This is a genomic window from Natronomonas marina (assembly GCF_024298905.1).
Lineage (GTDB): Archaea > Halobacteriota > Halobacteria > Halobacteriales > Haloarculaceae > Natronomonas > Natronomonas marina.
Genome location: NZ_CP101154.1, coordinates 312,939 through 335,463 on the forward strand (window position 1 = coordinate 312,939; position 22,525 = coordinate 335,463).

The window sequence follows — 22,525 nt, forward strand, 5'->3', positions numbered from 1 at the left end:
GCGTCTTGCCGGCCGCCCCCGCGGGTTCGGGCGTGTCCGCCCCCGATTCGCCGAACGTCCTCGTCGTCTGTATCGACTGCCTCCGCGAGGACCATGTCTCCGGGCCGGCCGCCGACACGCCGTTCCTCGACTCGCTCCGCGAGGACGGTCTCGCGGCGACGGGGATGTACGCCACCGCGACGACGACCAGCCCCTGCGTGGCCAGTCTCCTGACCGGCACCTACGCCGAGCGCCACGAGATACTCTCGCTAGACGTCGGCCCGCTCGCTTCGGACGTGCCCACGTTCGCCGAGCGGTTCGGCGCCGCCGGCTACCACACCGAGGCGCTCGTGACCGGGCCGCTGGTCGAGGCGACCGGTCTCCAGCGCGGCTTCGACGCCTACCGCTACCGCGAACCCGACGAGTCGCTGTTCGGTCCCTGGCGCGAGACGGCCGCAGAGCGCCTCGCGGCCCTCCCGGAGCCGTTCGCCGCCTACCTCCACCTCTGGGAGATACACGAGGACGTGTCGGTCCCCGAGGGGTTCGACGAGCCGCGATACGGCGAGACCCGCTACGCGCGGGCGCTGTCGGCGCTCGACCGCGAACTCGAGGCGCTGGCCGACGCACTCCCGGAGGGGACGCTTCTCGCGGTCCACGGCGACCACGGCGAGTCGATCACCAACCGCTACAGCCCCGTCCGACTCGGCCTGAAGTCGCTCCGGGACGCCCTGAAGTACTACGGCGGCGTCGATACCAGGGCGCGGGTCCGGCGGCTGAACCGCGCGCTCGCCGACCGGGGCGCCGACGTCCCCGACCACTACCTCGAGAACGGCCACGGCGAGAACGTCTTCGACTTCGCCGCCAACGTCCCCTTCGTCCTGTCGGGCCCGGGCGTCGGTTCGGCGACCGTCGATGCGACGACCCGGCAGGTGGACGTCCTGCCGACGCTGCTGGACGCCGCGGGCGTCGAGTACGACACCGGGACGTTCGACGGGGAATCGCTGTACCCGCCGGGCGAAATCGAGGATCGCCCCGCGTACATGCGGGCCTGCGGCGCCTCGCTCCGCAAGCGGGCCAACTGGGCGCGGGCCGTCCGCGCCGACGGCCGGAAGTACGTCGAGTACCCCGACCGGGAGTGGCCCGCCGAACTGTACGACCTCGAGTCCGACCCCGAGGAACTGGATCCGACCGTCGACCCCGACCCCGACCGGACCGCCCCGCTGCGGCGTGCGTTCCCCGACGAGGACCTGGGCGAGGGCGACCACATCGACGTCGAGGAGCGACTTCGACTGCTCGGCTACCGCTGAGGCCGCTCACCCCGCACCGAGGCGGCGCTCGCGGACCTGCAACAGGGTGACGGCGGCGGCGCCGACCGACGTCGTCAGCAGGAAGCCGCCGACGCTGAACAGCAGGACGGCCGCCGTGACGGTCGCGGCGGCGGCGGCCGTCGTCGCGGTCAACAGCCCGACCTGGATGGGTTCGATGCCGCCGAGTCCGCCCGGCGTCGGCATCGCCGACCCGACCGTTCCGAGCGGCACGACGAAGAGCGGGACGTACAGCGGGACGGTCGCTCCGACGGCCCGGAGCGCGAGCCACAGGCCGACTATCTGCGCGAGCCACCCGGCCGCGGAGCAGGCCAGCGCGACGGCGAGTCGCCGGCGGTCGGCGGCGACCGACTCGATGGCGCCGACGAAGCCAGCGACGCGGTCGGCGACGGCCGCCCGCTCTGGCGGTGCGACCCGCGGCAGGAGGCGGCCGCCGATTCGGGCCAGCGGCGCCAGCAGGCCGACCAGGACCCGCTCGACGCCGCGGCGCCGCCGCCACGCCAGCGCCGCGGCCAGGGGGGCAACGACCGCCACGGTGGCGAGGCCGGCGGCGACGGTCCGCAGCGTCGCCCCCAGCACCGCGACGCTGGCGTAGTAGCCGATACCGACCGCCGCGAGCGTCAGCGACGGCACCACGTTGACGACGTCGAAACTGGTGATGGCGGCCAGCGCGCGCTCGAAGGGCGCCCCCGATACGTCCGACAGCAGCAGGGCCGTCGCCGGTTCGCCGCCGGCCTGCCCGAACGGCGTGACGTGGTTGGCGAAGGCCGCGCCGGCGTTGACGAGGACGGCGTCGACCGCCGAGACGTCGCTGCCGACCGCTTCGAGCACCGCCCGGAGACCCAGCCCCCACAGGCAGAGCCACGCGAGGATGGTCCCCGCGACGAGCGCGAGGAGTCGGAGGTCGGCCCGCCCGAGCGCCCCCAGGACGGCCTCGCCGCCGGTGACGGTCGCAAGCGCCACCAGGACCGCCGCGCCGACGCCGAACCCGGCGACTGTCCCCAGGAACTCGCGGCGTTGCACACTCGCCGGAGGGACGCGGGGGAGTATCAAGGCCACGGTCCCGCCGGCGGGCTTTTTGCGTCAGGGCCGACTCGATGTCACATGGGCAAGGTCAACGAGTCCGACCTGGCGTGGACGACGCTGGACGGTGCCGAGACGGGGTTGCGCCGCAAGAAACTGGCCGCCGCGACCGACGGCGATGACCTCGGGTGCAGCCTCTACGAACTTCCCGCGGGCGATAAGTCGTGGCCCTACCACTACCACACGGGCAACGAGGAGGCGCTGTTCGTGCTGGACGGCGAGGGGACGCTCCGACTCGACGGCGAGGAACTCGGCCTGGAGTCCGGCGACTACGTCGCGCTGCCGGCCGACGAGCGGGGCGCCCACCGGGTCGTCAACGACTCGGCGGGACCGCTGCGGTACCTGGCGGTCTCGACGATGGCCGAACCGGACGTGACCGTCTACCCCGACTCGGAGAAGGTGGGCGTCTTCGTCGGCGCGCCGCCGGGCGGCGAGGGCGAACGCCCCCACCACGGCTACTACCGGCAGCGTGACGCCGTCGACTACTGGGCGGGCGAGGACGGCGGGTAGTGTTTCCGAGGCGAGCGGAGAGCTAAAGGGCCCCTCGCTCCACGTCGGGGACATGGAGACGTCCGACCGCCCGACCTTCGAGACCGAGGCGGGCGAGGCGATATACCGATACGTCGAGCGGCACGGCACCGCGGCGCGGCACCGCGTCCGGGACGTGACCTCGCTGGAGGCCGACGAGTTCGAGGACGAACTCGAGCGGCTGAAGTCGCGGGGCTACCTTGAGGACGACGGCGGGACGCTGCGGGTCGCCCTGGACGTGGGGTCCATCGAGCGCCACGAGACCGACGAGGGCGAGTACACCATCCGGCCCGCCCGCCAGGACGACTTCGAGGGCCTCGTCGACACCATCCGGGACGTGACCGCCGAGGACACCTACGTCGTCGCCGAGTCCATCGCCGAGCAGTTGCTCTACGAGGACACCGTCACCCGGCACAACGCCATCGAGTCGCGGGTCTTCTTCGTCGCCACCGTCGACGGCGAGGTGGTCGGGTGGGTCCACCTCGAGTTGCCACAGGTCGACAAACTCCAGAGCACCGCCCAGGTGACCGTCGGCGTCCGGAGCGACCACCAGGAGCGCGGCATCGGAACCAACCTGCTGGACCGCGCCCTGGAGTGGGCCGAGGCCAACGGCTACCGGAAGGTGTACAACAGCGTCCCGACGACCAACGACCGCGCCATCGCCTTCCTCGAGGCCCGGGGCTGGGAGACCGAGGGCGTCCGCAAGGACCACTACACCATCGGCGACGACCACGTCGACGAGGTCATGCTGGCGTACACGTTCTGATCGCGCCACGGGACGCCCGGAGCCGTATCCACGAACACCGGTATCAGCGGTACAGGCTGCGGTACTTGATGAGTTCGGCGCCGATCTCACGGCTCTCCAACAGCGCGAATCCGGCGACGATGATTCCGAACCCGACGAGCGTCAGGGGTTGGATGCGCTCGGCGAGGAAGACCCAGCCGATCGCCAAGGCGACGACGGGAGTGAGATACGTCGTCAGGTTCGCCTTCAACGGCCCCACATCGCCCATCAACACGAGGTACGCCACGAGCCCGAACACTCCGAGGAAGACGCCGAGATAGACCACCATCGCCGCGGCCAGCGGCGTCGGGTCGATGCTCGCGACCGATTCGCCGAGCGCGACCGCGAACAGGACGTGGACGGTCCCACCGAGCAGCATCGCCCAGCCGGTGAGCGCCGGAATCGGCATTTCCGCCCGGCTCCGTCGGACGAGGACGGCCCCGAGTTCGACGACGACCACGCCGCCGAAGAAGAGCAGCTTCCCGAGGAGCTCCGGGTCGAGGAGGCTCGCCGGGTCCGGCCGGATGACGACGGCGATGCCGACGAAGCCAAGCAGCACTCCGGCGTAATCCCGGCCAGCGAGCCGTTCGGCCGGAAGGAGCGGCCACGCGAGCACCGCGGTGATGATGGGGGCGAGACTGAAGATGATCGCCGCGACGCCGGCGGTGATGAACTGCTGGGCGATGAACCCGATTCCCGTGCCGCCGACCAGAAGCAGTCCCGCGGAGAGCACCGCCGTCACGTCCCGCCGGGAGCGGGGCCGCCAGTACTCGGTCGTCGCGCCGACGTAGAGTAACAGGAGCGCTGCGGCCAGGTAGCTCCGGGAGGCGGCGAACAGCAGCGGTGGGATGAACGCCAACCCGGTCTTCACGGCCGGAAACGCGGTTCCGAACAGGAGCGTGATGAGAACGAACAGGGCGATAGAACGGGCTCGAGACACGTTGAGAACGACCATCGATGCGGACCAATATATGTGAAGTACCACGGGCGCGGTGGCCCGTGGCTTCGCCGTGGTCTCTGGCGCCAAGGCCAGCGTAACGACCGATGGCAAATTTAATTCCGCCCGTGCTCGTCCCTGCGGGGACTCGCGTGGAACCAGTAACACCCGAACACACCATTGGTGCCACCGCAACAGAGGTCGTCTGTTGCTGCCGTGGCGGGTGTGTCCGTGGGCGTCCGCCCCTTCACGGGGGCGCGACACAGGCCCGGCGCACCGCGTCTTACCCCGAAGTGGGCGCGCGGATTTTGCGAGGCCGATAACGTGGGTTCCAAACTATCGTAGGGCGCCCCGATAGTTAAAAACGGGGGACGCAGCCGAGCGGACGCGCTTCACCCCCGCCCACGGTGGGGCGGGGAACTCGCGCTGCTTTCCGTTTAGAGAGTCGCTTCATTCCGGTACGTACCACCTACCGATCACTTTCGTCGCGCGTCGTGCGAATGATCGGTTCGGCTTTGGTGGCGTGGGGGGCAATGCCACCCGGGCCCGCGCGCACTCTTGAACGAACCTGCAGTGACTGGTGTAACCTCTATAGGGGTGCCGACGTAACGGTTTTCTCATGAACATTGATAACACACGGCCATTGCAGCTGGACCGCGAGAGCCGGGGGACGCGGTACTACCGGAACGCCGTCGAGCGCCACTGGGACCCGCACGACATCGACCTCGACACCGACCGTGAGCGGCTCGTCGAGTACCTGAGCGGCGTCGACGACCCCGACCAGTACTTCAGCGCGATGAAGATGGGAATCGCGCGGTTCGGCGCCGGCGAGCAGGCCGTCACCGAGGACCTCGCGCCGCTTGCGACCGCCCTGGACGACATCGACGACCAGCTGTTCATCACCACCCAGCTCTACGAGGAAGGCAAACACACCGACCACTTCGACCGGTACTGGCGGGAGGTCATCAACCGGGTGGAGGCGGAACTGGGACTCGAACGCTCCTCGCCGACCGACGACCAGTGGTTCAACGACGCCTACGACGACCTCTTCCAGCGCAACGAAGAGGCGATGCACGCCCTGCTGGACGACCCAACGCCGGAGGACTTCGCCGTCGCGTACTGTCACTACCACCTCGTCATCGAGGGCATCCTCGCCCAGACCGGCTACTACGGTATGCAGCAGTCCTACTCGAAGGACAACCACCCCGACCTCCCGCACCTCCCGGGACTCTACGAGGGCTTCACCCAGATCCGGCAGGACGAGGGCCGCCACGTCGGCTTCGGGATGGCGAAACTGAAGGAACTCATCAGCGAGGAGGGGGTCGACCCTCACCTGCTGGACGACACCGTCAACGAACTGCTGCCGCTCGTCAACGGCATCGCCGCCAACCCCGACGACCAGTACATCGAGGACCTCGGCCCGAAACCGACGGAACTCCAGACGTTCGCCACCGAGAAACACGTCCAGCGGATGGAGCAGATCAAGGACGCCGCCGCCGACGTGCCCGACCTCGACTCGCTGACCGAACTCGAGGGCGTCGGCGACTGAGGGCGCTGGCGGCGGGCGGCGAGACGGCGGTGCCGGTCGAACGACGCGAGTGGCGGAACCGGCCGATTCGGTCCGGTAGCCCGCAGTACCGGCGACGGCGTCAGTACCGGAGCGCGGCGTCGAGGATGCCGGCCGTCTGTCCGACGCCGACCGCGGCGACGGCAACGAGGACGGCGGTCGACGACGGGACGGGCAGTGCCGGCGCCAGTGCGTAGACGGCGGCGCCGACCACACAGAGGGCGGCGCCGCCGAGGTAGACGACCCGGGCCGCCTCGACGCGACGCCCTGTATCGAGGAGGCCGACCGCCGGCAGCAGCATCCAGCCGTACAGTGCGACCGCCTGCAGCGCCGGACTGTCGAGGCGGAAGCCGGCGGCGCCGGCCGCGGCCGCGAGGAAGCCGACGGCGATGACGGTCCACCACACACGCAGCGTCCCCTCGCGCATGTCCGGGTAGGCGGTGACGGCGAAGCCCGCGAGCAGGACGCCCATTACGACGTGGGCGACGAGGAGGGTGTGGTCGGTGACGACGCCGGCGTGGGCGGCGGCGACGACGGTCCAGGCTGCCGGAATCAGGAAGACGGGGCCGACCTCGCGCGCTCTGCGGAACACGGTCGACCACTCGGCGGCGAGGCCCAAATAATCACTCGTCGGCCACGAAGACGGTCTTCAGCCGGTTCCCGCAGTGCGGACAGCAGAACGTCTGCCACTTCGTCGGGTCGAGGTCGCCCATCGTCTCCCGCCGGATGGCCGCCTCCGCCGACACCGTCCGCTCGCAGGTATCGCAGTCGAGGCTGTCGGGCACGGACATCCCGCGAGGCTTGGGCGGCGACCGCCCTAACGGTGTCGCCCCTGGGTCATCCCGACTCGATGCCGGCAGCGAGGAGTCGATCGAAGACGAAGACGAGGCTGTTGCCACAGCCGTTGCCGCAGACGGCCCGCTCCCGTCGGTCCTCGTCGTGCGTTCCGACCGTGCTTGCGAGGACGCTCTCGTCGTCGACGAGCAGGACCCGTCCGATGTCGACGTCCGCTCCGTCACCGGCCGCCTGTAGCCACGGGAACCGGGACTCGAAGACCTCCGGGTCGTCGAGCCGCCCTTCGAGGGTCGCCGCGAGGCTCTCGGGGACGGCGCCGACGACGACGTCGACGCCCCGCTCGCCCGCCGCCTCCAGAGCCGCCAACAGCCCGTCGGTCAGCACGTCCTCGGTCCCGAGAACGAGCCTGACGCTGTCGTCGGCGTCGCCGACGAGTTCGCGGGTCCGTGTCCGGATCGCCTCCTTCTCCGAGAGGGCCCACACCTCCTGATCCAGCGGCTCGTCGCCGCCGTCGCCGTCGGCGTCGAGTTCCTCCAGCGCCGCCTCGAGGGACTCGATCCTCGACTCGTAGCGGCGCTGGAGGATCTCGACGGCCTCCCCGATCGGGATGGCACGGAACCGCTGTGGCGAGGAGTGTTGCACCTCGACGAGCCCTTCCTTCTCGAGGACGCGAACGGCCTCGTAGACGCGGGTTCGCGGCACGCCGACGTGGTCGCTTATCTCCCTGGCGGTGCCGCTGGACCGGCTCGTCAGCGAGACGAAACACTTCGCCTCGTACTGTTTCAGCCCGAGTTGCTGCAACTGCCCGACCGCACGTTGGAGGGGCGAACCCTCCGGTGTGTCCCCAACCATCGAAATTGCGTATGGCGTTGTGCCCCGATAGTATTAACTTTTGCAGGCTAAGTCCCCGTCCTCAAGGAGCGACCACCGGGAGCGAGTAGGGCGGGGATACAGCCGTGCGCTCCTTTAGTTCCCGAATGTTCAAGTGATAGGTAACCCAATAAGTCAGTAGTGGTTAAGGAGACGTTCAAGTACGCTGCAACGCCGGAAGACGCCGAGACAGCCACGGCTGCATGGGGCGATATTCAGACGTGTCGGGAAGTGTACAACCACGCTCTCACACAAGAATACCGGCCACGCCCGGACTCCAATAAACCGTCGTACACGGAGATGCAGAACAAACTCACTGGCCCAACCGGGTGGAAAGAACAGTGGCCGGAGTGGAAGGATGTGTATTCCAAGTGCCTGCAAATGGCTATCCGGCGCATCAAGCAAAGTGAAACAGTGCTTGAGTCTCTGCAAGACCAAGGGTACGACGTTGGGCGGATGAAGTGGAAGCCCCCGCGAGAGTTCCGCAGCATCGTGTACAACCAATCCGGTTTCGACGTGGATCATAACACGGACCGGACGGATCACGCGATTGTGAACTTCTCGAAAATCGGTGACTTCCACCTCACCTACCACCGCCCACTCCCCGACGACGGAGACATCACACAAGTCATCCTGAAAAAAGAGAAAACCGGTGATTGGACTGTCAGCATCGTCGTCGAGTACGAACCCGGCTACCCGGAGAAACCGGCTGTCGAGGATATTGACCCGGCAGATACAGTCGGGATTGATCTCGGCATCACGAAGTTCATTCACGACTCAGACGGTCGGTCGTTCGAATCACTTGATGAGCAGCGTGACCGCGACCGTATTGACCGCCGACACCGTGCTCTCTCCCGGAAAGACCGCGGGTCGAACAACTGGGAGCAAGCCCGGCAGCAACTCGCTCAGGCATACGACCGGGTGCAGAACCGTCGTGAAGATTACCGGGAGAAGCTCGCCCACGAATACACGACTCGGTACGACGCAGTGTTCCTCGAAGATCTGGACGTGAAAGCGATGACAGAAGATGATGGGAACAGTCGGACCATCGCAGCGATGTCGTGGCGGCAAACGATTCAGGCATTCAAACGCCACGGGAAGAAAAACGGGTGTCACGTGATCGAAGTGCCACCGGAAGGCACGACGAAACGCTGCTCACAGTGTGGCTGTGAGACGGAGAAACCTCTCTGGGTGCGTGAACACTCGTGCCCCTCGTGTGGGTTCGAAGCTGACAGGGACTACAATGCAGCCTTAGAAATCAAGCGTCTGGGGGTGGAGAAAATTGGAGTTGAAACAACTATGCAGACAGTAGGTCAGGGCATGGCCGAATCAACAACGCCTGCGGAGACTGCGCTCCCTGGGGAGACTGAGGCGACAGCCGATGAGGTGTCTCCAAAGCGCGTCGTTGAAACAGGAAGCCCCTGCCTCAAGGAGCCGCCGAAGGCGGCGAGTAGGCAGGGGTAGTTCACAAAACGTAGCCTAAGTATTCACCGGGAAGTTGTTGACTCGGATTTTCACAAAAGATTCAAACAGGTGGTGAGCGTAGGCACAGCCGGCGCGGGCGTCAGAGTCCCCAACCACTTCGGCGTCCGTGCCGTCCGTTCATTCCCGGTCGGGCCGTGGGCGCGGCTCGATCGAATATCCGTACAACGAAGTACACCCCCCACGGGAGTTCGAACGTGCCCGACGACGAGCGGTTGCTCGGCGGCTACACCGGACGGATGTTGGCGGTGACGGCGCTGGCGTGGGCGGCGCTACAGCTTGCCCGATTCGCCGTGCCACCGCTGTTGCCGGAGATCCGGGCGGATCTGGGGCTGTCGCTGGCCGACGCGGGCGTCGCACTGACCGTCCTGCAGGGCGTCTACGCGGTCTTCCAGTACCCCAGCGGCCGCCTCTCCGACGAGTGGAGTCGGGCGACGCTTCTGGCTCCGTCCTTCGTCGTTCTCGGGGTCGGCTGTCTGCTCCTCGGCGGGGCGGTGGGGCTGTGGACACTGCTGGCCGGGATGGCCGTCTTCGGCGTCGGGAAGGGGCTGTACGCCATCCCCTCGCGTGCGCTGCTGTCGGACCTGTTCGTCGAGCGCCGCGGCCGGGCGCTGGGCGTGTTCAGCGCCGGGACCGACCTCGGCGGCGTCCTCGCGTCGGGGGCGGCCGTCGTCGCCATCGCCGTCGCCTCCTGGCGGGTCGTCTTCGCGCCCGTCGCCGTCCTCCTGTTCGTCCTGCTCGTCGTTTTCGTCGCCTGGAACCGCGAACCGTACGTCGTCCGCCGCTCGGAACTGGAGTCGATAGCGACGCTCCGGCGCCTGCTTGCGACGCCGCGACAGCGCTGGACCATCGTCGCCTTCGTCTGTTTTTACTTCATGGTCAACGGCGTCCTCAACTTCCTGCCCGAGTACCTCCGGGTCGTCAAGGACTTCTCGCCGGCGCTGGCCAGCGGCGCGTTCGCGCTGCTTTTCGCGTTCGGGCTGGCGGTCAAGCCGGCCTCCGGCGCCCTCAGCGACCGGTTCCGCCGCCGCACCGTCGCCGTCGCCGGACTCCTCCTGGCAGCGGCCGCGCTGGCCGCCGTCGTCGTCGCCGACTCCCTTGTGGCCGTCGCGGCCGCCATCGTCGTGTTCGCCTTCGGGTACAAGGCGCAGTTCCCCGTCATCGACGCCATCCTGCTGGACGCCGCACCGGACGCCGACGCCGGTGCCGACCTCGGGGCCGCACGAACCTTCTTCCTCGGCATCGGCAGCCTCGGGCCGGCCTTCGTCGGCGTCGTCGCCGACTGGCTGAACTTCGCCGTCGCCTTCGCCGCCCTCGCGGCGCTGCTCGTCGCGGCCGCCGCCATCCTGCTGGCGGTCGGTCGGTGACGGACCGACCGAACGGCGACAGCGGCCGCGCTACCGCGGCTCCACTCGGACGACCCGGTCGTCGGTCTCCTTCGGGAACTCCTGGGCGACGCGGCCGTCCCGGTTCGAGGTCAGGAGATACAGCGCGCCGTCGGGCCCCTGCTGGACGTGCCGGAGGCGGCCGTACTCGCCGGCGTAGAACTCGTGGGCGGTCGCGGTGTAGCGGTCGTCCAGCCAGTCGGCGCCGAACCGGCGGCCGCCGTCCGGTCCGCCGTCGCGGGAGAGCGTCACCGCATAGAGGGTCTGCGAGCGGAGGCCGGCGACGAACAGCCGGTTTCGCCACGCCGGGACGGCCTCGCCCGTGTAGAAGGTCGTCCCCGAGGGCGCCCACGTCGCCTCGCCGGTGTTGACGAGCGGCGGCGTGAACGCCTCGTTGTCGGCGTAGGACTCGTACCGGATGCCACCGTCGCCGCGGGAGACGTTCCACCCGTAGTTGTGCCCCGGCCGCAGCGCCGACACCTCGTCGCGGGCCGAGGGGCCGTGCTCGGCGAGGAGCGGTTCGCCGTCCGACGTGAAGGAGATCCCCTGCGGGTTCCGGTGGCCGACGGTGTAGAGCCGCGGGTCCGCGCCGGCCCCGAAGTCCGGGTTGTCCGGCGCCGGCTCGCCCTCCAGGGTCACCCGGAGGACGCCCCCGGCCAGCGATTCCGGGTCCTGGGCCCGGGCGCCCTCCCGGGCGTCGCCGGTCAGCACCCACAGGTGTCCCTCCGGACCGACGGTTATCCGGCCGCCGTTGTGCCACTTTGCGGCTGGAATCCCGTCGACGACCGTCGTCAGCTCGTCGGCGTCGACGTCGTATCGCACTACCCGGTTGCGCAGGTCGTCGGCGGCAGTGTAGTAGACGAAGACGACCCTGGGGTCGGGGTAGTCGGGGTGGATTGCGACCCCGAGAGTGCCGCCCTCGCCGGGACCGGTCCGGTCCGGCAGTTCGCTCCCCCGCAGCACCGTCGTCGCGGTCTCGACCGGTTCGTCGGTCCCGTCGCGGAGCGTCGCCGCGTCGAACCGCAGCAGCGGGCCCGTCCGCTCGGTGAGGTAGGCGTCCCCGTCGGCGAACGCCAGGTCCCAGGGGACCGAGAGGTTCCGGACGGCCGTCACCGCCGCGACCTCGGCGTCGCGGGGCGACCCCGACGCCGGCTCCCACGTCGGCGTCTCCGGCCACGAGCCGGTCCCCTCGGCGGTCGGGCGCTGGTCGGGCGACCCCGCGAGACAGCCGGCTACCGCGGCCAGGCCGGCGGCGCCACTCGCCAGCAGCGAGCGTCGTGTCGGGCGGTCCATATCCGGGCGTGGGGACGCGAACGGAAATGGTTGACCACTGACGGGTTCGCCGGTCGGCGGGGGATACTTCCGCCGGGAGCGCCTACCGCCGCCGATGATCGACCGGGCGGAGGTCCGCGAGGCGCTGGCCGAGACCCGCCGGTACCTCCTGTCGCACCACGAACCCCACGAGTTCGACCGCTGTTACGCGCCGGTCCTCTTCGGCCGCCGGGTCCGACTCTGTGCTCGTTGTTCGGGAATCTACCCCGGCATCGCCGCCGGCATCGTAGCCCACGCCGTCGGCCCGCCGGCCGCGACCGGTCTCGCCCTGGTCGCGCTGTTGCCCCTGCCGGCGCTCGTCGACTGGGCGGCCACCGCGTTCACCGACCGGCGAGGGCACAATCCCGTCAGGACGGCCACGGGCGCCGCGCTCGGGTACGGCTACGGGGTCGGTCTCGGTCTGCTCGTCGGTGCGGGTGACTTCCGGGTGCTGGCCGTCGGCGTCGCCTACGGGGCCGCGGCGGCCGCGCTACTGGCCGTCCACCGGGCGCTCGACGCGGAGGCCGACGGGCCGCGGTCCTCCCGGATCGGTGAGAGGTAGCTATTAGTGCGTTCGTGGCCCAGATTCACGTATGTCGAACGAGGGAAGCGACCCCGACTCCGGCGAGGCGGACGCCGACACCGAACCGGCCGACAGTACCGAGGGAGGCGCCGACACGGAACCGGTCGACCCAATCGGGAGCGGTGCCGGCGACGCGGCCACGCGAACGCCCGGGCCTGACGAGCAGTACTGCCCGAACTGCGGCGAGATAATCCTGGAGAAAGCCGAGATCTGTCCGGAGTGCGGCGTCCGGAAGTCGCCGCCGGGTGGCGACGTCGACGGGTCGAAGGACCGGGTGACGGCGGGCGTGCTCGCCATCCTGCTCGGGTGGGCCGGCGTCCACAAGTTCTACCTCGGCGACACCGGGCTGGGCGTCCTCTACCTCTGTTTCTTCTGGACGGGCATCCCCGCCATCGTCGGTCTCATCGAGGGCATCCTCTATCTCACCAAGACCGACGCGGAGTTCCAGGAGAAGTACGTCGACTGACCGCTCAACAGAACAACTGGGTCACGTAGACGGCCTCCTCGCCGACGGCGACGCCGACGCCCTGTCTCGTGTACCGCTCGGTCAGGAGCGTCTCGCGGTGGCCGGGCGAGTCCAGCCACGACCGGACGACGTGGTCGGCGAAGGCGCGCTCGGAACTGGCCAGCGCGCCGCGGGGCGTCTGGTAGATGTTCTCGCCGACGGTGCAGTCGAAACCGGCGGCCTCGGCGCGGTCGTTCGGGCCCTCGCCGTCGGGGTTGGTGTGATCGACGAAGCCGCGGTCGCGCATGTCGCGGCTGTGGGCCCGAGCGACGGCCGCGAGGTCGGGATCGCGCTCGACGCCCCCGGCGCCGGCGGCGCGGCGCTCCTCGTCGGTCCGCTCGGCGACGCGGTCCTCGACGGCACCGGCGTCGAGACCGCCGTCCAGCGGCCCGACGTAGGCGACGGCCCCGACCGCCGCGACGACGAGGACGAGCGTCACGAGTGCCAGCCCGAGACCGGGGCGGAACAGCGTCGACAGCGGGCGCTCCGGCGGCCGGTCGGTCCCGGTGCCGTCGAGGTCGAGTCGCCACCCGCCGGTCGCGCCCGCGTCGGTCCCCGGACAGTCGTGGGCGTCCGGGGACCGGTGGTCGGCACAGCAGGCCGCCCCGCAGTGGGGACAGGCGTCGCTGACCGCCGCGTCCCGCCCGCAGACGACGCAGTCGGTGGTCACGGCCCTCCTACGGGCCGGAGCCACAAAACGACGGCGTCGGGGGGTCGGACGCGGCCACCGGGCCGGCGGTCGGCGTCGGGAGGCAGGCGCCACCGTTCCGGTCGGGGGTCGGCGCCGCGAACCTACAGCGTCATGGTCGCCTCGGGCATGTCGAGGAAGGCCGTCTCGTAGCCCTCGTGGCGGGCCACCTGCGGGTCGGTGCGCACCCGGACGGTCAACTCGTCGCCGCTCTCGACGGGGTCGACGGCGGCCCCGTAGTGGTAGTTCAGGCGGTCGTCGAAGGTGCGGGTGAGTCGCCCGTCGAAGACCGTCTCGCCGCCGCGTGCGAGGGTCGCCTCCAGTTGCATCATCGGCAGCAGAAGCTGGTTGTACGGCGTCCGCGCCGAGACGGCGAGGTAGGCGCCCTCGCCGTCGACGCCCTCGGGCGGAGATTCGAGCGTCACGACCGCCAGTCGAGCGTCGCCGCTCTCGGCGGTGCCGCGGTGCTGGCCGGGCATCGAACCGGGGTCGGGCGCGACCCCCAGCGGGACGTCCATCATCCCCATCACCGACGGGACGGCGGGTTCGCCGGCCTTCTCGGGCGTCCGGTCGACGGAGATCTCGCTGCGGGCGTCGGCGCTGTACTCGAAGGGGACGGTCGCGGTCGCGGCCTCGCCGAACCGCCCCTGGTAGGCGCCCGTCCGCCGGACCGAGGTCCCGCCGATGTCGACGGTCACCTCGTAGTCGCCGTCGCCGTCGAGTTCGAAGTTCGCGCCGTAGTGAAAGCCCATCCGCGGGGAGAGCATCGGGTAGATGACCTGCTCGTCGAGGGGATCGCCGCCTTTCGAGATGCCGACGCTGACGCCGGACTCGGGGAGCGTCCGGCCGGTCTCGGGGTCCCACACGAGCGACATCAGGTGGACGTCGTCGCCCTCCTCGGAGGGTTCGAGCGTCGCCTCCTCGACGCTCTCGGTCGAACCGTCGACGCGCCAGAAGCGGTGCGGATAGGTGTAGGTGAGACCGACGGCGTACTCGCCGTCGTCGGTCTCGGTCGTGCCGACCATCTTCATCCCGTCGACGTGGGTCGGGTGGTAGACGGCGGCCGGTCGGTCCTCGACGATTGCGGGTTCGGAGCGGACCTCGCGGGTCTCGATCAGGTCGGTACAGCCGGCGACGCCGCCGACGGCGCCGACGGCCAGGGTGGCGTGGAGGTAGTCGCGACGCTTCATCACCTGTCCCTCGGTCCTTGCCCTACCTCGGGCTTTTGGTCCGGCCGTCGAATCACTCCAGCAGCGCGTCGACGAGGCGGGTGAACCGGTCGACGAGCCGCTCCGGCAGCGAGGGGTCGGCCGTCTCCAGCAGTTCGGCGGTGCGGCGCTCGTCGGCGACGACGAGCTGGTGGCCGTCGTAGCGCTTCTCGACGAGGCCGGCCCCGACGAGGCGGTCGGTGTGCCACGCGAGCGTGCTCCGGGCGATGCCGACCCGCTCGGCGACGTCGACCGGCCGCGAGGGGCCCTCGTCGAGCAGCGTCGCGACGATCTCGGCGCTCGTCTCCCGGCGCAGCAGCGCCAGCGCCCGCCGCTCCCACTCGTCGTACTCGGGTGGGTAGTAGTGGGTCCGGCCGAACAGTTCGGCGGCGGCGACGCTCCCGCCGTCGGTGAGCCGCCTGACGTGGTACTGGACCTGTCCCGCGGCGAGGTCCAGCTCGCGGACCAGTTCGTTGAAGTGTATGCCGGGGTCCTCGTGGACGCGGCGCTCGATGCGCGCTCTGACGTCGCTCACCGGGTCTCCCCCCCTGTCGGCGAGGAGACGTCCCGGGCGAACGCGACCGCCGCGATGACCAGCGCCGCCATCGCCACGTCGAGACCGTGCTCCAGCAGGTGGTGGGTGTCGGCGGCGAGGCTGCCCTGCATGTAGCCGACGCCGGCGACGAACCTGACGAACAGCGTCCCGAGCGCCAGCGCGACCAGCAGGTAGGGCCACGAGCGGCGCTGGGCCAGCGCCGCCAGCGCGAGCCCGAGTATTCCGGCGGCGCCGAGCGCGCCGACGACGAGCAGCGTACCGAGCGTGAGGTCGTACATTGGTGGGTTCTCCTGGCGTCGATCCGTCGAAGTCGACGGACGTAGGGCCGTGAGGCGCAAATGGGTTGCGGTGAGCGTCGGCCGCGTCGACCCGCGACGAGCGTCAACCGTACCGACGTGCCGCGAGGAGGGCGCCCGCGAGCGCGAGGGCGGCACCGACGGCGCCGACCCCCGCGCCGCTGCCGTCGGTTCCGGTCGGGGTCGTGGCCGGCGTCGCCGTCGGCTCCGGCGTGTTGACGATGGACGACTCCTCGGCGGTCGGCGTCGGCGTCGGTCCCGTTGCCGGCCCCCGGAACTCGGCGCCGAAGGTCGTGCTCACGAGCGAGTCGCCGGCCGTCACCGGCGCCGTCGAGTCGGCACCGAAGCCGTCGCCGCCGGCGTAGGCGACCGCCGCCAGTAGCTCCTCGCTGTCGGCGTCCGCGAGGAACGATTCGTCGAGTTCAACGGTGACGTTCTCGTGGACGCCCGCCGACAGCGCTACCGAGCCGACCGGCTCGCCGACGTCGCCATCCTCGACGTTCCCGGCGATGTCACCGTCGACGGCGTGGACGGCAAGATGGCCGTCGGCTGCGAGTTCGACCCGCCGAACCGTGGCGGTGCCGTCGGTCACGGTCTCGGCGTCGAACCCCTGGGCGGCGACGCTGGTCGCACCGTCGGCCTTCTCGACGGTCAGCCGCGTGCCCGCAGGGTCGCCGGAGAAGCCCGTCTGCATCGGGTCCTCCTCGACGTCGAACCCCTCGCCGCCCTCCTCGCGGTGGAGAACCACCCAGACCTCGCGGCTCCCCTCGATGTCGGCCCACTTCCCGTCGTCGATGGCGACCGTGGTGTCGGTCCGGAAGGCGGTCTCGGGGGTGACCCGGCGGTGGCCCAGCACCTCGCCGGGGTCGCCGCCGTCGTCGGCCCGGACGACGACCCAGCCGTCGGTGCCGACGAACTCCCACTCGACGAGCAGCGTCCCGTCGGCCGAGCGCTGGTCGTCGGCCTCGACGTGGTTGACGTGGGCGGCGACCGGAGCGACCGCGACGCCGAGGAGGACGACGACGGCGAGGGCAGCCGCCACCGCGGTCGGAGCAGGACGGGCCATCTATACGGTGTAGGTGACGGGTTCCATGTCGTTGAACGCGAGTTCGTATCCCTGGTGGCGGGCGACCTGTGGCGGCGTCACCGGCTTGACGGTCACCTCGTCGCCACCCTCGATTGTGTCGACGGCGGCCCCGTAGTGGTACTTCAACTCGGGGTCGAGCGTCCGCTCGAGGGGCCCCTCGAAGACCGTCTCGCCGCCGCGGTCGACGGTCGCCTCGAAGCCCGCCGCGGGGAGGACGTACTCGTTGTGGGGGGTGCGGGCGGAGACGTAGAGGTAGGCCCCATCGCCGACCGGCGGGTTCTCCCGGACTGCGAGGGCGGGCAACACGGCGTCGTCGGTCCGCTGGGTCCCGAGGTGGTCGCCCGGCATCGAGTCGACCGGCGGCGCGACGCCGTCCGGCATCATCATGTCCATCGGCTCGAGGGCGCCGGGTTCGCCGTAGCTGTCGAGTTCCCGCGTCCCGTCGGAGACTTCCTGGCGGGTCTCCTCGTCGAAGACGAGTTCGACCGTTCCCGAGGCCGGGTCCTCGAACCACCCCTCGAAGGCGCCCGTCCGACGGATGTTGACCCCGCCGACGCTGACCCGGACCGCGTACTCGCCGTCACCCTGGAGTTCGAAGTTCGCGCCGTAGTGAAAGCCCATCGGCTGTGAGAGCATCGGGTAGATGACCTGCTCGTCGAAGCCCCCGCCCTCGGGTGCGATCTCGACCGACAGCCCCGTCTCCGGGACGACGGTCCCCGTCTCCGGCTCCCAGACCGTCGCCATCAGGTGCAGCGAGTCGCCGCTCTCGACGGGTTCGACCTCGCGCTCGTCGCCGACCATCCGCCAGAACTGGTGGGGCGCCGAGTACATCACCGCGACCCTGAGGTCGCCGGCGTCGGTGGCCCCCTGCATCGCCATCCCGTCGGTGAACTGCTGGACGTAGACCCCGTCGTGGAGCCCCTCGCTCGTCGTCGGGTTCGGTTCTCCCCCGTCGGTGCCGGTCGGACTCCCGTCGCCGCCCGACCCGTTTCCGCCGGAGCCGCCGAAACAGCCGGCGAGTGCGGCCATCGAGAGGGCGCCCGCTCCGGCGCCGATGAAGTTGCGACGTCGCATTGGACCACCCGTTGGTCGGGTACTCCCTATTGTTTCTGGTCTACGGCTCTAGTGCGCGGCCTGATTGTCTCCCAAATCGGGGCCGACGGTCCGCGGTGCCGCGGCTCGACGGCCGTCGAAAACCGGAGGAGTGTCGGGATTGGGGCCTCAGATTTCGAGTTCGATTTCCTCTCCCTCGTACAGTTCCTCGAAGTCGAGGCTGCGGTCGCGTGCCTCGAGCGCGCGCTCGATCTCGTGCTCGCGGCGCTGCTGGCGCTTCGTCTGCCCCTTCCGTTCGCGGCCTCGCTTCGTGTCAGGCATACTCATGGGTGTGTATACCATCCACACACATAGGCGTAACGGCGACGGCCGTATCTGCCCGTCCGGTCGCTGGCCGCCTACACCGGCGGTTCGCCCGGGAGTTCGGCCCGGTCGTGGGGTGCCTCGAAGTCGGGATTGGGGCCGACGGGGACGATGCGCTTGGGGCTCACGTCCGGGTGGGTGGTGTAGTAGTGCTCGGTGATGTGGTCCATGTGGGTCGTCTCGCCGAAGCCCGCCGTTCCGTACAGGTCCCGCAGGTACGGCCACAGGTGCTCGTACTCCCGGACGAGGTTGTGGTTGCACATGAAGTGGGTGTGGTAGACCTCGTCGAAGCGGACCAGCGTGGTGTACATGGCGATGTCGGCCTCGGTGAGGCGCTCGCCCGCGAGGTACCGCTGGTCGGCCAGGGTCTCGTTCCAGCGGTCCAGGGCGTCGAACAGTTCCGTGACGGCCCCGTCGTAGGCCTCCTGGGTCTCCGCGAACCCGGCCCGGTAGACGCCGTTGTTGATGGGTTCGTATATCTCGTCGAGTATCCGGTCGACGTCGTCGCGGAGTGCCGGCGGCGCCAACTCGACGCCGTTGCCCAACTCGGCGAAGCGGTCGGTCAGGATTCGCATCACCTCGCGGGACTCGTTGTTGACGATGGTCTCTTCCTCGCGGTCCCACAGGACCGGCACCGTCACGCGGCCGGTGTAGTCGGGGTCGGCCTCGACGTACACCTCCCGGAGGTAGTCGGAGCCGTGGACGGAGTCGGCGGTGCAGCCCTCCTTGTCGGGCGTGAACTGCCAGCCGCCCTCCTCGCGGTAGGGGTCGACCACGTCGACCGTGATGGCGTCCTCAAGTCCAAGGAGCTTCCGGGTGACGAGCGTCCGGTGGGCCCACGGACAGGCGTAGGAGACGTAGAGGTGATAGCGCCCGGCCTCGACGTCCTCGGGGGCGACGGTGTCCCGGAAGGAGGTCGGCTGGCGGTCGAACTCGCCGTCCTCGTTGGTCGGGTCGTAGTCGGTCACCCACTCGCCGTCGACGAACTGGTTCACCATACCCGCCGTTCGTGCTCTCACCGGATATGCTGCCCGGCGGTGACGCGGGCTTGCCGGGACCGAGGTGGCTCTCCGGAGAGGAAACCGCCGTTCCGTGGTAACGGTCTCACTGCAGACGTCTCATGGTAACGGTCTCCAGGCAGGGCAGGCCGTCGTCGCACACGAGCGAGGGCCGCAGGCCCGAGCGAGTGCTTTTTCGTCGACGTTCGGAAGACGTGGGGCGTCTTCGGCAACCCATCAGAAACGCCGTGCGTTTCTGAGGACGTTTTTTGTGGGGGGTCGAGGCGAGCGGCAAAGCCGCTCGCCGAGGCCTCCCACGAAAAAACGTCGAATCACAACGCTATTGAGGGGGCTGTACCAACCACGGGCATGGTCACGACAGTGGGTATCGTCGGCGGGGCGGTGCTGACGCTGGTTGCGGTCGTCCTGCACTTCTCGGAGGGGTCGGAGTGGCAACTCCGCGAGGACATCTCCCAGGAGGTCGTCGAGAAGCGTGCGGAGTCGGTCCCGGAGACGGACTTCCCGGAGCCGTCCAACCGGACCATCGGCGGTGGCGGCGCGGTCGCCGCCGTCGGCGGTGCCGAGGGCGAGGGTGAGGGCGAACTCGCCGAGGAGGCCGCGGGCGACGACAGCCCCGCCGCCATCCCCGACGACGAGGCCGAGGTCTTCGAGGTCGAGTACGTCAAGGAGGGCACGACCATCGAGGTCAAGGAGAACGAGACGCTCTTGGAGGCGGGCGAAGACGAGGGCTGGGACCTTCCCTACGCTTGCCGGGAGGGCCAGTGCATCTCCTGTTCGGGGCACATCACCGACGGCGGCAACGCCGAGGACTACGTCGAACACCACACCAACCAGATGCTCGGCGAGCCCGAACTCGACGAGGGCTACACGCTCACCTGCGTCGCCTACCCGACCGCCGACCTCACGCTGGAGACCGGCGAGTCGCCCTGAGTCACTCCACGAGCGGTATCTTCTCCGGCTTGACGGGCCCGTCCTCTACCTCCTGGGTCAGGTCCGCGGGGCGGTCGACCGGCCCGTTGACGAACAGCGCGTGTCCCATGACCCCGACCGAGACCGCACCGAGCGCGACGATGGCGACGGGCATCGCGACGGCCGTCAGCGCCCCCACCGCACCCCCGACCCCGAGCGGCGCGATGATTCCCACCAGCACCAGGTCGTAGTATTTCAGAGTGTATCCCATGCGTGTACTACGGAGTGACGCGGGATAACTGCCGGGGTCGTCGCCCGCGTGTCACAACGGTTAAACCGTCGCCCGGGGTACTACCGTGTGAGAGCCCGTAGCTCAGTGGACAGAGTGCTTGGTTCCGGACCAAGATGTCGCGGGTTCAAATCCCGTCGGGCTCGCTGTTTTGCGACGAACGGACGCGGAGAGCAAACGGTATCCCCGTTCAGTTCACTGAATTCCCGGAGAACGCCGGCTGTGCTCTCTGTACCGCCTATTTGGGTGTTTCGGGGGTGCGAACGTCGTGTCGGCCTGCGGTCCCCTGGCGGGGGCCGCCTGGCTCCGAACCGGGGACGCACACGTTCTCCCGACGATAGTACGTCGGGTACGACTCTACTGTGGGAGGAAGACCGGCGCCGCCGTTTCGTTCTCGCTGATTCCACGAGAAAAATAAGAAAACAAACACTAACGGATAATAATAAAAATTATGTTTATAACTTCGTTTAGATTTTCCGGCAATTCAGCGGAGGTTCGTTCGTCGAGGTACGAGGGTATCGAGTCCCCTCCGGGGAGCTCGACTCTCCTCGACACTGCGCCCGCAACAAAAGTCGGTTATCATAAAATAAGGTCTAAAGATTTAATATATGATCTATATTTGTGATTCAATCGAACGAGATGGGGTTAATCGGTGCTGGCTCGAGTCGTCGTTCCCCCAACAGCGATTCGGTCCGGGGTGCCGTCGATCGACCGTGGGTTCCTCGCGGGCTCGTTTCGGACGACATTCGGTGTTCGAAATATAAAGAATAGATTATACACAAGAGAATGATATTTTTGACACACGGCCGAACACCGAACGTCCTCGTCCGGACGTCCGGGCGCGTCGAACCACTCCGGGGTGGCCGATCCACGCCGTGGCAGCGGGGATGCCGTTCGATCCCGTTTCGCGCTCGCAACCGCCTCCGATGACGGCCCAGGATTATTAGCGAGGGACCGGATACGTTCGGCAATGACCGACCGCCGCGAGGAGTTCGACAGCTATCCCGACGCCGACCGCCCGGACGCTGCGGAGGCCTTCTCGCTTCTGGGCGATTCGTTGCGTCTCGACATCGTCCGGGTGCTCTGGGAGGCCGGTCGGGGCAACGCCGTCCCCTTCTCGGAGCTGTACGACCGTGTCGAGGTCGACGACACGGGCCAGTTCAACTACCACCGCCAGCAACTCGTCCCCCACTACGTCCGGAAGTCCGAGGACGGCTACCGACTGACCCAGGCCGGCGAGCGCATCGCTCGGGCGGTCAACGCCGGTCTCTACACCGAGGACACCGAGATGGAGGACTTCGACGTCCGGGGGACCTGCTACGACTGCGGCGCCGCCGACCTCCGCGGGGAGTACGTCGGCGGCCGGTTCCGCATCGACTGCCGCGAGTGCGACAACAGGGTGCTGAACGTCGGGGTGCCGCCCAGCGCCGCCCGCGGACGGGAGCCTTTGGAGTTCGTCGACGCCTACGAACTGTGGGCACGGACGCGGGTCGAGCAGGCGAAGGGCGGGCTCTGTCCCGTCTGTAGCGGGCCGATGGAACCGGGCCGCAGCAGACCCATCCGGGACACCCTCGACATCGACGTGCAGGCGGTGTTCGACTGTGCGGTCTGCGACCGCCGGGTCGTCTCCTACTTCGGAACGCTGGCGCTGTGGCACGACGACGTCGAGTCGTTCCTCCGCGAGCGGGAATCGGCGCTCCTCAAGCGGCCCTACTGGGCGGTCGAGCAGGCGGTGACTGACCGCCACGCCACCCTCGTCTCGGAGGACCCGTTCCGATATCGGGTCGCGTTCCGGGCGGACGGCGACGTCTGTACGGTCGAGTTCGACGGCGATCTCGATGTCGTCGACTGCTCGGTGGACCCGGTTGCCGACGACTGACCCGCCGATACCTATCACATTTCCTTGAGAAACGCCGTTCTGAA

General features: G+C 69.0%; 25 protein-coding genes and 1 tRNA gene. 11 read left to right on the forward strand and 15 right to left on the reverse strand.

All coding sequences use genetic code 11. The annotated features are described in order from the left end of the window. The first annotated feature begins 32 nt into the window (after nucleotides 1-32). A complete protein-coding gene (locus NLF94_RS01630; protein WP_254839712.1) occupies nucleotides 33-1,286 on the forward strand; it encodes a sulfatase-like hydrolase/transferase in 1,254 nt (417 codons plus the stop codon). A 6-nt stretch (nucleotides 1,287-1,292) separates the two neighbouring features. On the opposite strand, the gene NLF94_RS01635 is transcribed toward NLF94_RS01630, so the two are convergent. Further along, on the reverse strand, nucleotides 1,293-2,327 hold the full coding sequence (locus NLF94_RS01635; RefSeq protein WP_254839713.1) for a lysylphosphatidylglycerol synthase transmembrane domain-containing protein: 1,035 nt from the start codon (nucleotides 2,325-2,327) through the stop codon (nucleotides 1,293-1,295). Between the two features lie 81 nt (nucleotides 2,328-2,408). On the opposite strand from NLF94_RS01635, the gene NLF94_RS01640 reads away from it, so the two are divergent. Both NLF94_RS01640 and NLF94_RS01645 read left to right on the forward strand, forming a co-directional pair. After that, nucleotides 2,409-2,897 carry a cupin domain-containing protein gene (locus tag NLF94_RS01640; protein ID WP_254839714.1) on the forward strand — a complete coding sequence of 163 codons (489 nt, stop codon included), beginning with the start codon at nucleotides 2,409-2,411 and terminating at the stop codon, nucleotides 2,895-2,897. A 52-nt stretch (nucleotides 2,898-2,949) separates the two neighbouring features. After that, on the forward strand, nucleotides 2,950-3,681 hold the full coding sequence (locus tag NLF94_RS01645) for a GNAT family N-acetyltransferase (protein ID WP_254839715.1): 732 nt from the start codon (nucleotides 2,950-2,952) through the stop codon (nucleotides 3,679-3,681). Between the two features lie 43 nt (nucleotides 3,682-3,724). On the opposite strand, the gene NLF94_RS01650 is transcribed toward NLF94_RS01645, so the two are convergent. Further along, nucleotides 3,725-4,639 carry a DMT family transporter gene (locus NLF94_RS01650; RefSeq protein ID WP_254839716.1) on the reverse strand — a complete coding sequence of 305 codons (915 nt, stop codon included), beginning with the start codon at nucleotides 4,637-4,639 and terminating at the stop codon, nucleotides 3,725-3,727. Nucleotides 4,640-5,255: 616 nt separating this feature from the next. Here NLF94_RS01650 and NLF94_RS01655 point away from each other — a divergent pair. Further along, on the forward strand, nucleotides 5,256-6,185 hold the full coding sequence (locus NLF94_RS01655) for a ferritin family protein (protein ID WP_254839717.1): 930 nt from the start codon (nucleotides 5,256-5,258) through the stop codon (nucleotides 6,183-6,185). 100 nt (nucleotides 6,186-6,285) lie between these two features. Here the strand turns inward: NLF94_RS01655 and NLF94_RS01660 are convergent, their stop codons facing one another. The 3 genes from NLF94_RS01660 to NLF94_RS01670 are packed head-to-tail and all read right to left on the reverse strand — an operon-like array spanning nucleotide 6,286 to nucleotide 7,850. Continuing rightward, nucleotides 6,286-6,795 (reverse strand): hypothetical protein, encoded by a 510-nt coding sequence (locus NLF94_RS01660; protein WP_254839718.1) that lies wholly within the window; start codon nucleotides 6,793-6,795, stop codon nucleotides 6,286-6,288. Between the two features lie 31 nt (nucleotides 6,796-6,826). Further along, entirely contained in the window at nucleotides 6,827-6,994 is a 168-nt protein-coding gene (locus NLF94_RS01665) for a hypothetical protein (protein WP_254839719.1), read from the reverse strand. Nucleotides 6,995-7,040: 46 nt separating this feature from the next. Beyond that, nucleotides 7,041-7,850 (reverse strand): TrmB family transcriptional regulator, encoded by an 810-nt coding sequence (locus tag NLF94_RS01670; RefSeq protein ID WP_254839720.1) that lies wholly within the window; start codon nucleotides 7,848-7,850, stop codon nucleotides 7,041-7,043. 159 nt (nucleotides 7,851-8,009) lie between these two features. Here NLF94_RS01670 and NLF94_RS01675 point away from each other — a divergent pair, with 159 nt between their 5' ends. Next, nucleotides 8,010-9,332: an RNA-guided endonuclease InsQ/TnpB family protein gene (locus tag NLF94_RS01675; RefSeq protein WP_254839721.1), complete on the forward strand. Its 1,323-nt coding sequence runs from the start codon at nucleotides 8,010-8,012 to the stop codon at nucleotides 9,330-9,332. A 215-nt stretch (nucleotides 9,333-9,547) separates the two neighbouring features. Next, nucleotides 9,548-10,717 carry an MFS transporter gene (locus NLF94_RS01680; protein WP_254839722.1) on the forward strand — a complete coding sequence of 390 codons (1,170 nt, stop codon included), beginning with the start codon at nucleotides 9,548-9,550 and terminating at the stop codon, nucleotides 10,715-10,717. Nucleotides 10,718-10,747: 30 nt separating this feature from the next. Here NLF94_RS01680 and NLF94_RS01685 read toward each other — a convergent pair whose 3' ends face one another. Next, nucleotides 10,748-12,028 (reverse strand): PQQ-dependent sugar dehydrogenase, encoded by a 1,281-nt coding sequence (locus NLF94_RS01685; protein ID WP_254839723.1) that lies wholly within the window; start codon nucleotides 12,026-12,028, stop codon nucleotides 10,748-10,750. A gap of 94 nt (nucleotides 12,029-12,122) precedes the next feature. On the opposite strand from NLF94_RS01685, the gene NLF94_RS01690 reads away from it, so the two are divergent. Together NLF94_RS01690 and NLF94_RS01695 are read left to right on the forward strand one after the other, a co-directional pair. Beyond that, nucleotides 12,123-12,608, forward strand: a complete 486-nt coding sequence (locus NLF94_RS01690; protein WP_254839724.1) for a DUF2085 domain-containing protein — start codon at nucleotides 12,123-12,125, stop codon at nucleotides 12,606-12,608. Between the two features lie 31 nt (nucleotides 12,609-12,639). Further along, nucleotides 12,640-13,095 (forward strand): zinc-ribbon domain and TM2 domain-containing protein, encoded by a 456-nt coding sequence (locus NLF94_RS01695; RefSeq protein WP_254839725.1) that lies wholly within the window; start codon nucleotides 12,640-12,642, stop codon nucleotides 13,093-13,095. 4 nt (nucleotides 13,096-13,099) lie between these two features. Here the strand turns inward: NLF94_RS01695 and NLF94_RS01700 are convergent, their stop codons facing one another. From NLF94_RS01700 to NLF94_RS01735, 8 genes are all read right to left on the reverse strand, one after another. Next, the gene (locus NLF94_RS01700) at nucleotides 13,100-13,804 is read right to left on the reverse strand and encodes a CAP domain-containing protein (RefSeq protein WP_254839726.1); all 705 of its coding nucleotides are present in this window, start codon (nucleotides 13,802-13,804) and stop codon (nucleotides 13,100-13,102) included. 122 nt (nucleotides 13,805-13,926) lie between these two features. Then, entirely contained in the window at nucleotides 13,927-15,012 is a 1,086-nt protein-coding gene (locus NLF94_RS01705; RefSeq protein ID WP_254839727.1) for a DUF7350 domain-containing protein, read from the reverse strand. 52 nt (nucleotides 15,013-15,064) lie between these two features. Continuing rightward, nucleotides 15,065-15,565, reverse strand: coding sequence for a winged helix-turn-helix transcriptional regulator (locus NLF94_RS01710; RefSeq protein WP_254839728.1), 501 nt, complete (start codon nucleotides 15,563-15,565; stop codon nucleotides 15,065-15,067). After that, a complete protein-coding gene (locus NLF94_RS01715; protein WP_254839729.1) occupies nucleotides 15,562-15,864 on the reverse strand; it encodes a DUF7471 family protein in 303 nt (100 codons plus the stop codon). The genes NLF94_RS01710 and NLF94_RS01715 overlap by 4 nt, the downstream gene beginning before the upstream one ends. Before the next feature lie 103 nt (nucleotides 15,865-15,967). Further along, nucleotides 15,968-16,948, reverse strand: coding sequence for a DUF7282 domain-containing protein (locus tag NLF94_RS01720; protein ID WP_254839730.1), 981 nt, complete (start codon nucleotides 16,946-16,948; stop codon nucleotides 15,968-15,970). Further along, nucleotides 16,949-18,043, reverse strand: coding sequence for a DUF7350 domain-containing protein (locus NLF94_RS01725; protein ID WP_254839731.1), 1,095 nt, complete (start codon nucleotides 18,041-18,043; stop codon nucleotides 16,949-16,951). Nucleotides 18,044-18,190: 147 nt separating this feature from the next. Continuing rightward, nucleotides 18,191-18,343: a hypothetical protein gene (locus tag NLF94_RS01730; RefSeq protein ID WP_254839732.1), complete on the reverse strand. Its 153-nt coding sequence runs from the start codon at nucleotides 18,341-18,343 to the stop codon at nucleotides 18,191-18,193. 77 nt (nucleotides 18,344-18,420) lie between these two features. Then, a complete protein-coding gene (locus tag NLF94_RS01735) occupies nucleotides 18,421-19,380 on the reverse strand; it encodes a glutathione S-transferase family protein (RefSeq protein ID WP_254841390.1) in 960 nt (319 codons plus the stop codon). A gap of 372 nt (nucleotides 19,381-19,752) precedes the next feature. Here NLF94_RS01735 and NLF94_RS01740 point away from each other — a divergent pair, with 372 nt between their 5' ends. After that, nucleotides 19,753-20,334 carry a 2Fe-2S iron-sulfur cluster-binding protein gene (locus tag NLF94_RS01740; protein ID WP_254839733.1) on the forward strand — a complete coding sequence of 194 codons (582 nt, stop codon included), beginning with the start codon at nucleotides 19,753-19,755 and terminating at the stop codon, nucleotides 20,332-20,334. 1 nt (nucleotide 20,335) lies between these two features. Here NLF94_RS01740 and NLF94_RS01745 read toward each other — a convergent pair whose 3' ends face one another. After that, on the reverse strand, nucleotides 20,336-20,584 hold the full coding sequence (locus tag NLF94_RS01745) for a DUF8015 family protein (protein WP_254839734.1): 249 nt from the start codon (nucleotides 20,582-20,584) through the stop codon (nucleotides 20,336-20,338). A gap of 91 nt (nucleotides 20,585-20,675) precedes the next feature. Between NLF94_RS01745 and NLF94_RS01750 the strand changes: the two genes are divergently transcribed. Together NLF94_RS01750 and NLF94_RS01755 are read left to right on the forward strand one after the other, a co-directional pair. Further along, nucleotides 20,676-20,748 (forward strand) — tRNA-Arg (locus tag NLF94_RS01750). An 824-nt stretch (nucleotides 20,749-21,572) separates the two neighbouring features. Continuing rightward, complete coding sequence (locus tag NLF94_RS01755) at nucleotides 21,573-22,481, forward strand: DUF7351 domain-containing protein (RefSeq protein WP_254839735.1); 909 nt, start codon at nucleotides 21,573-21,575, stop codon at nucleotides 22,479-22,481. Nucleotides 22,482-22,525 lie beyond the last annotated feature (44 nt).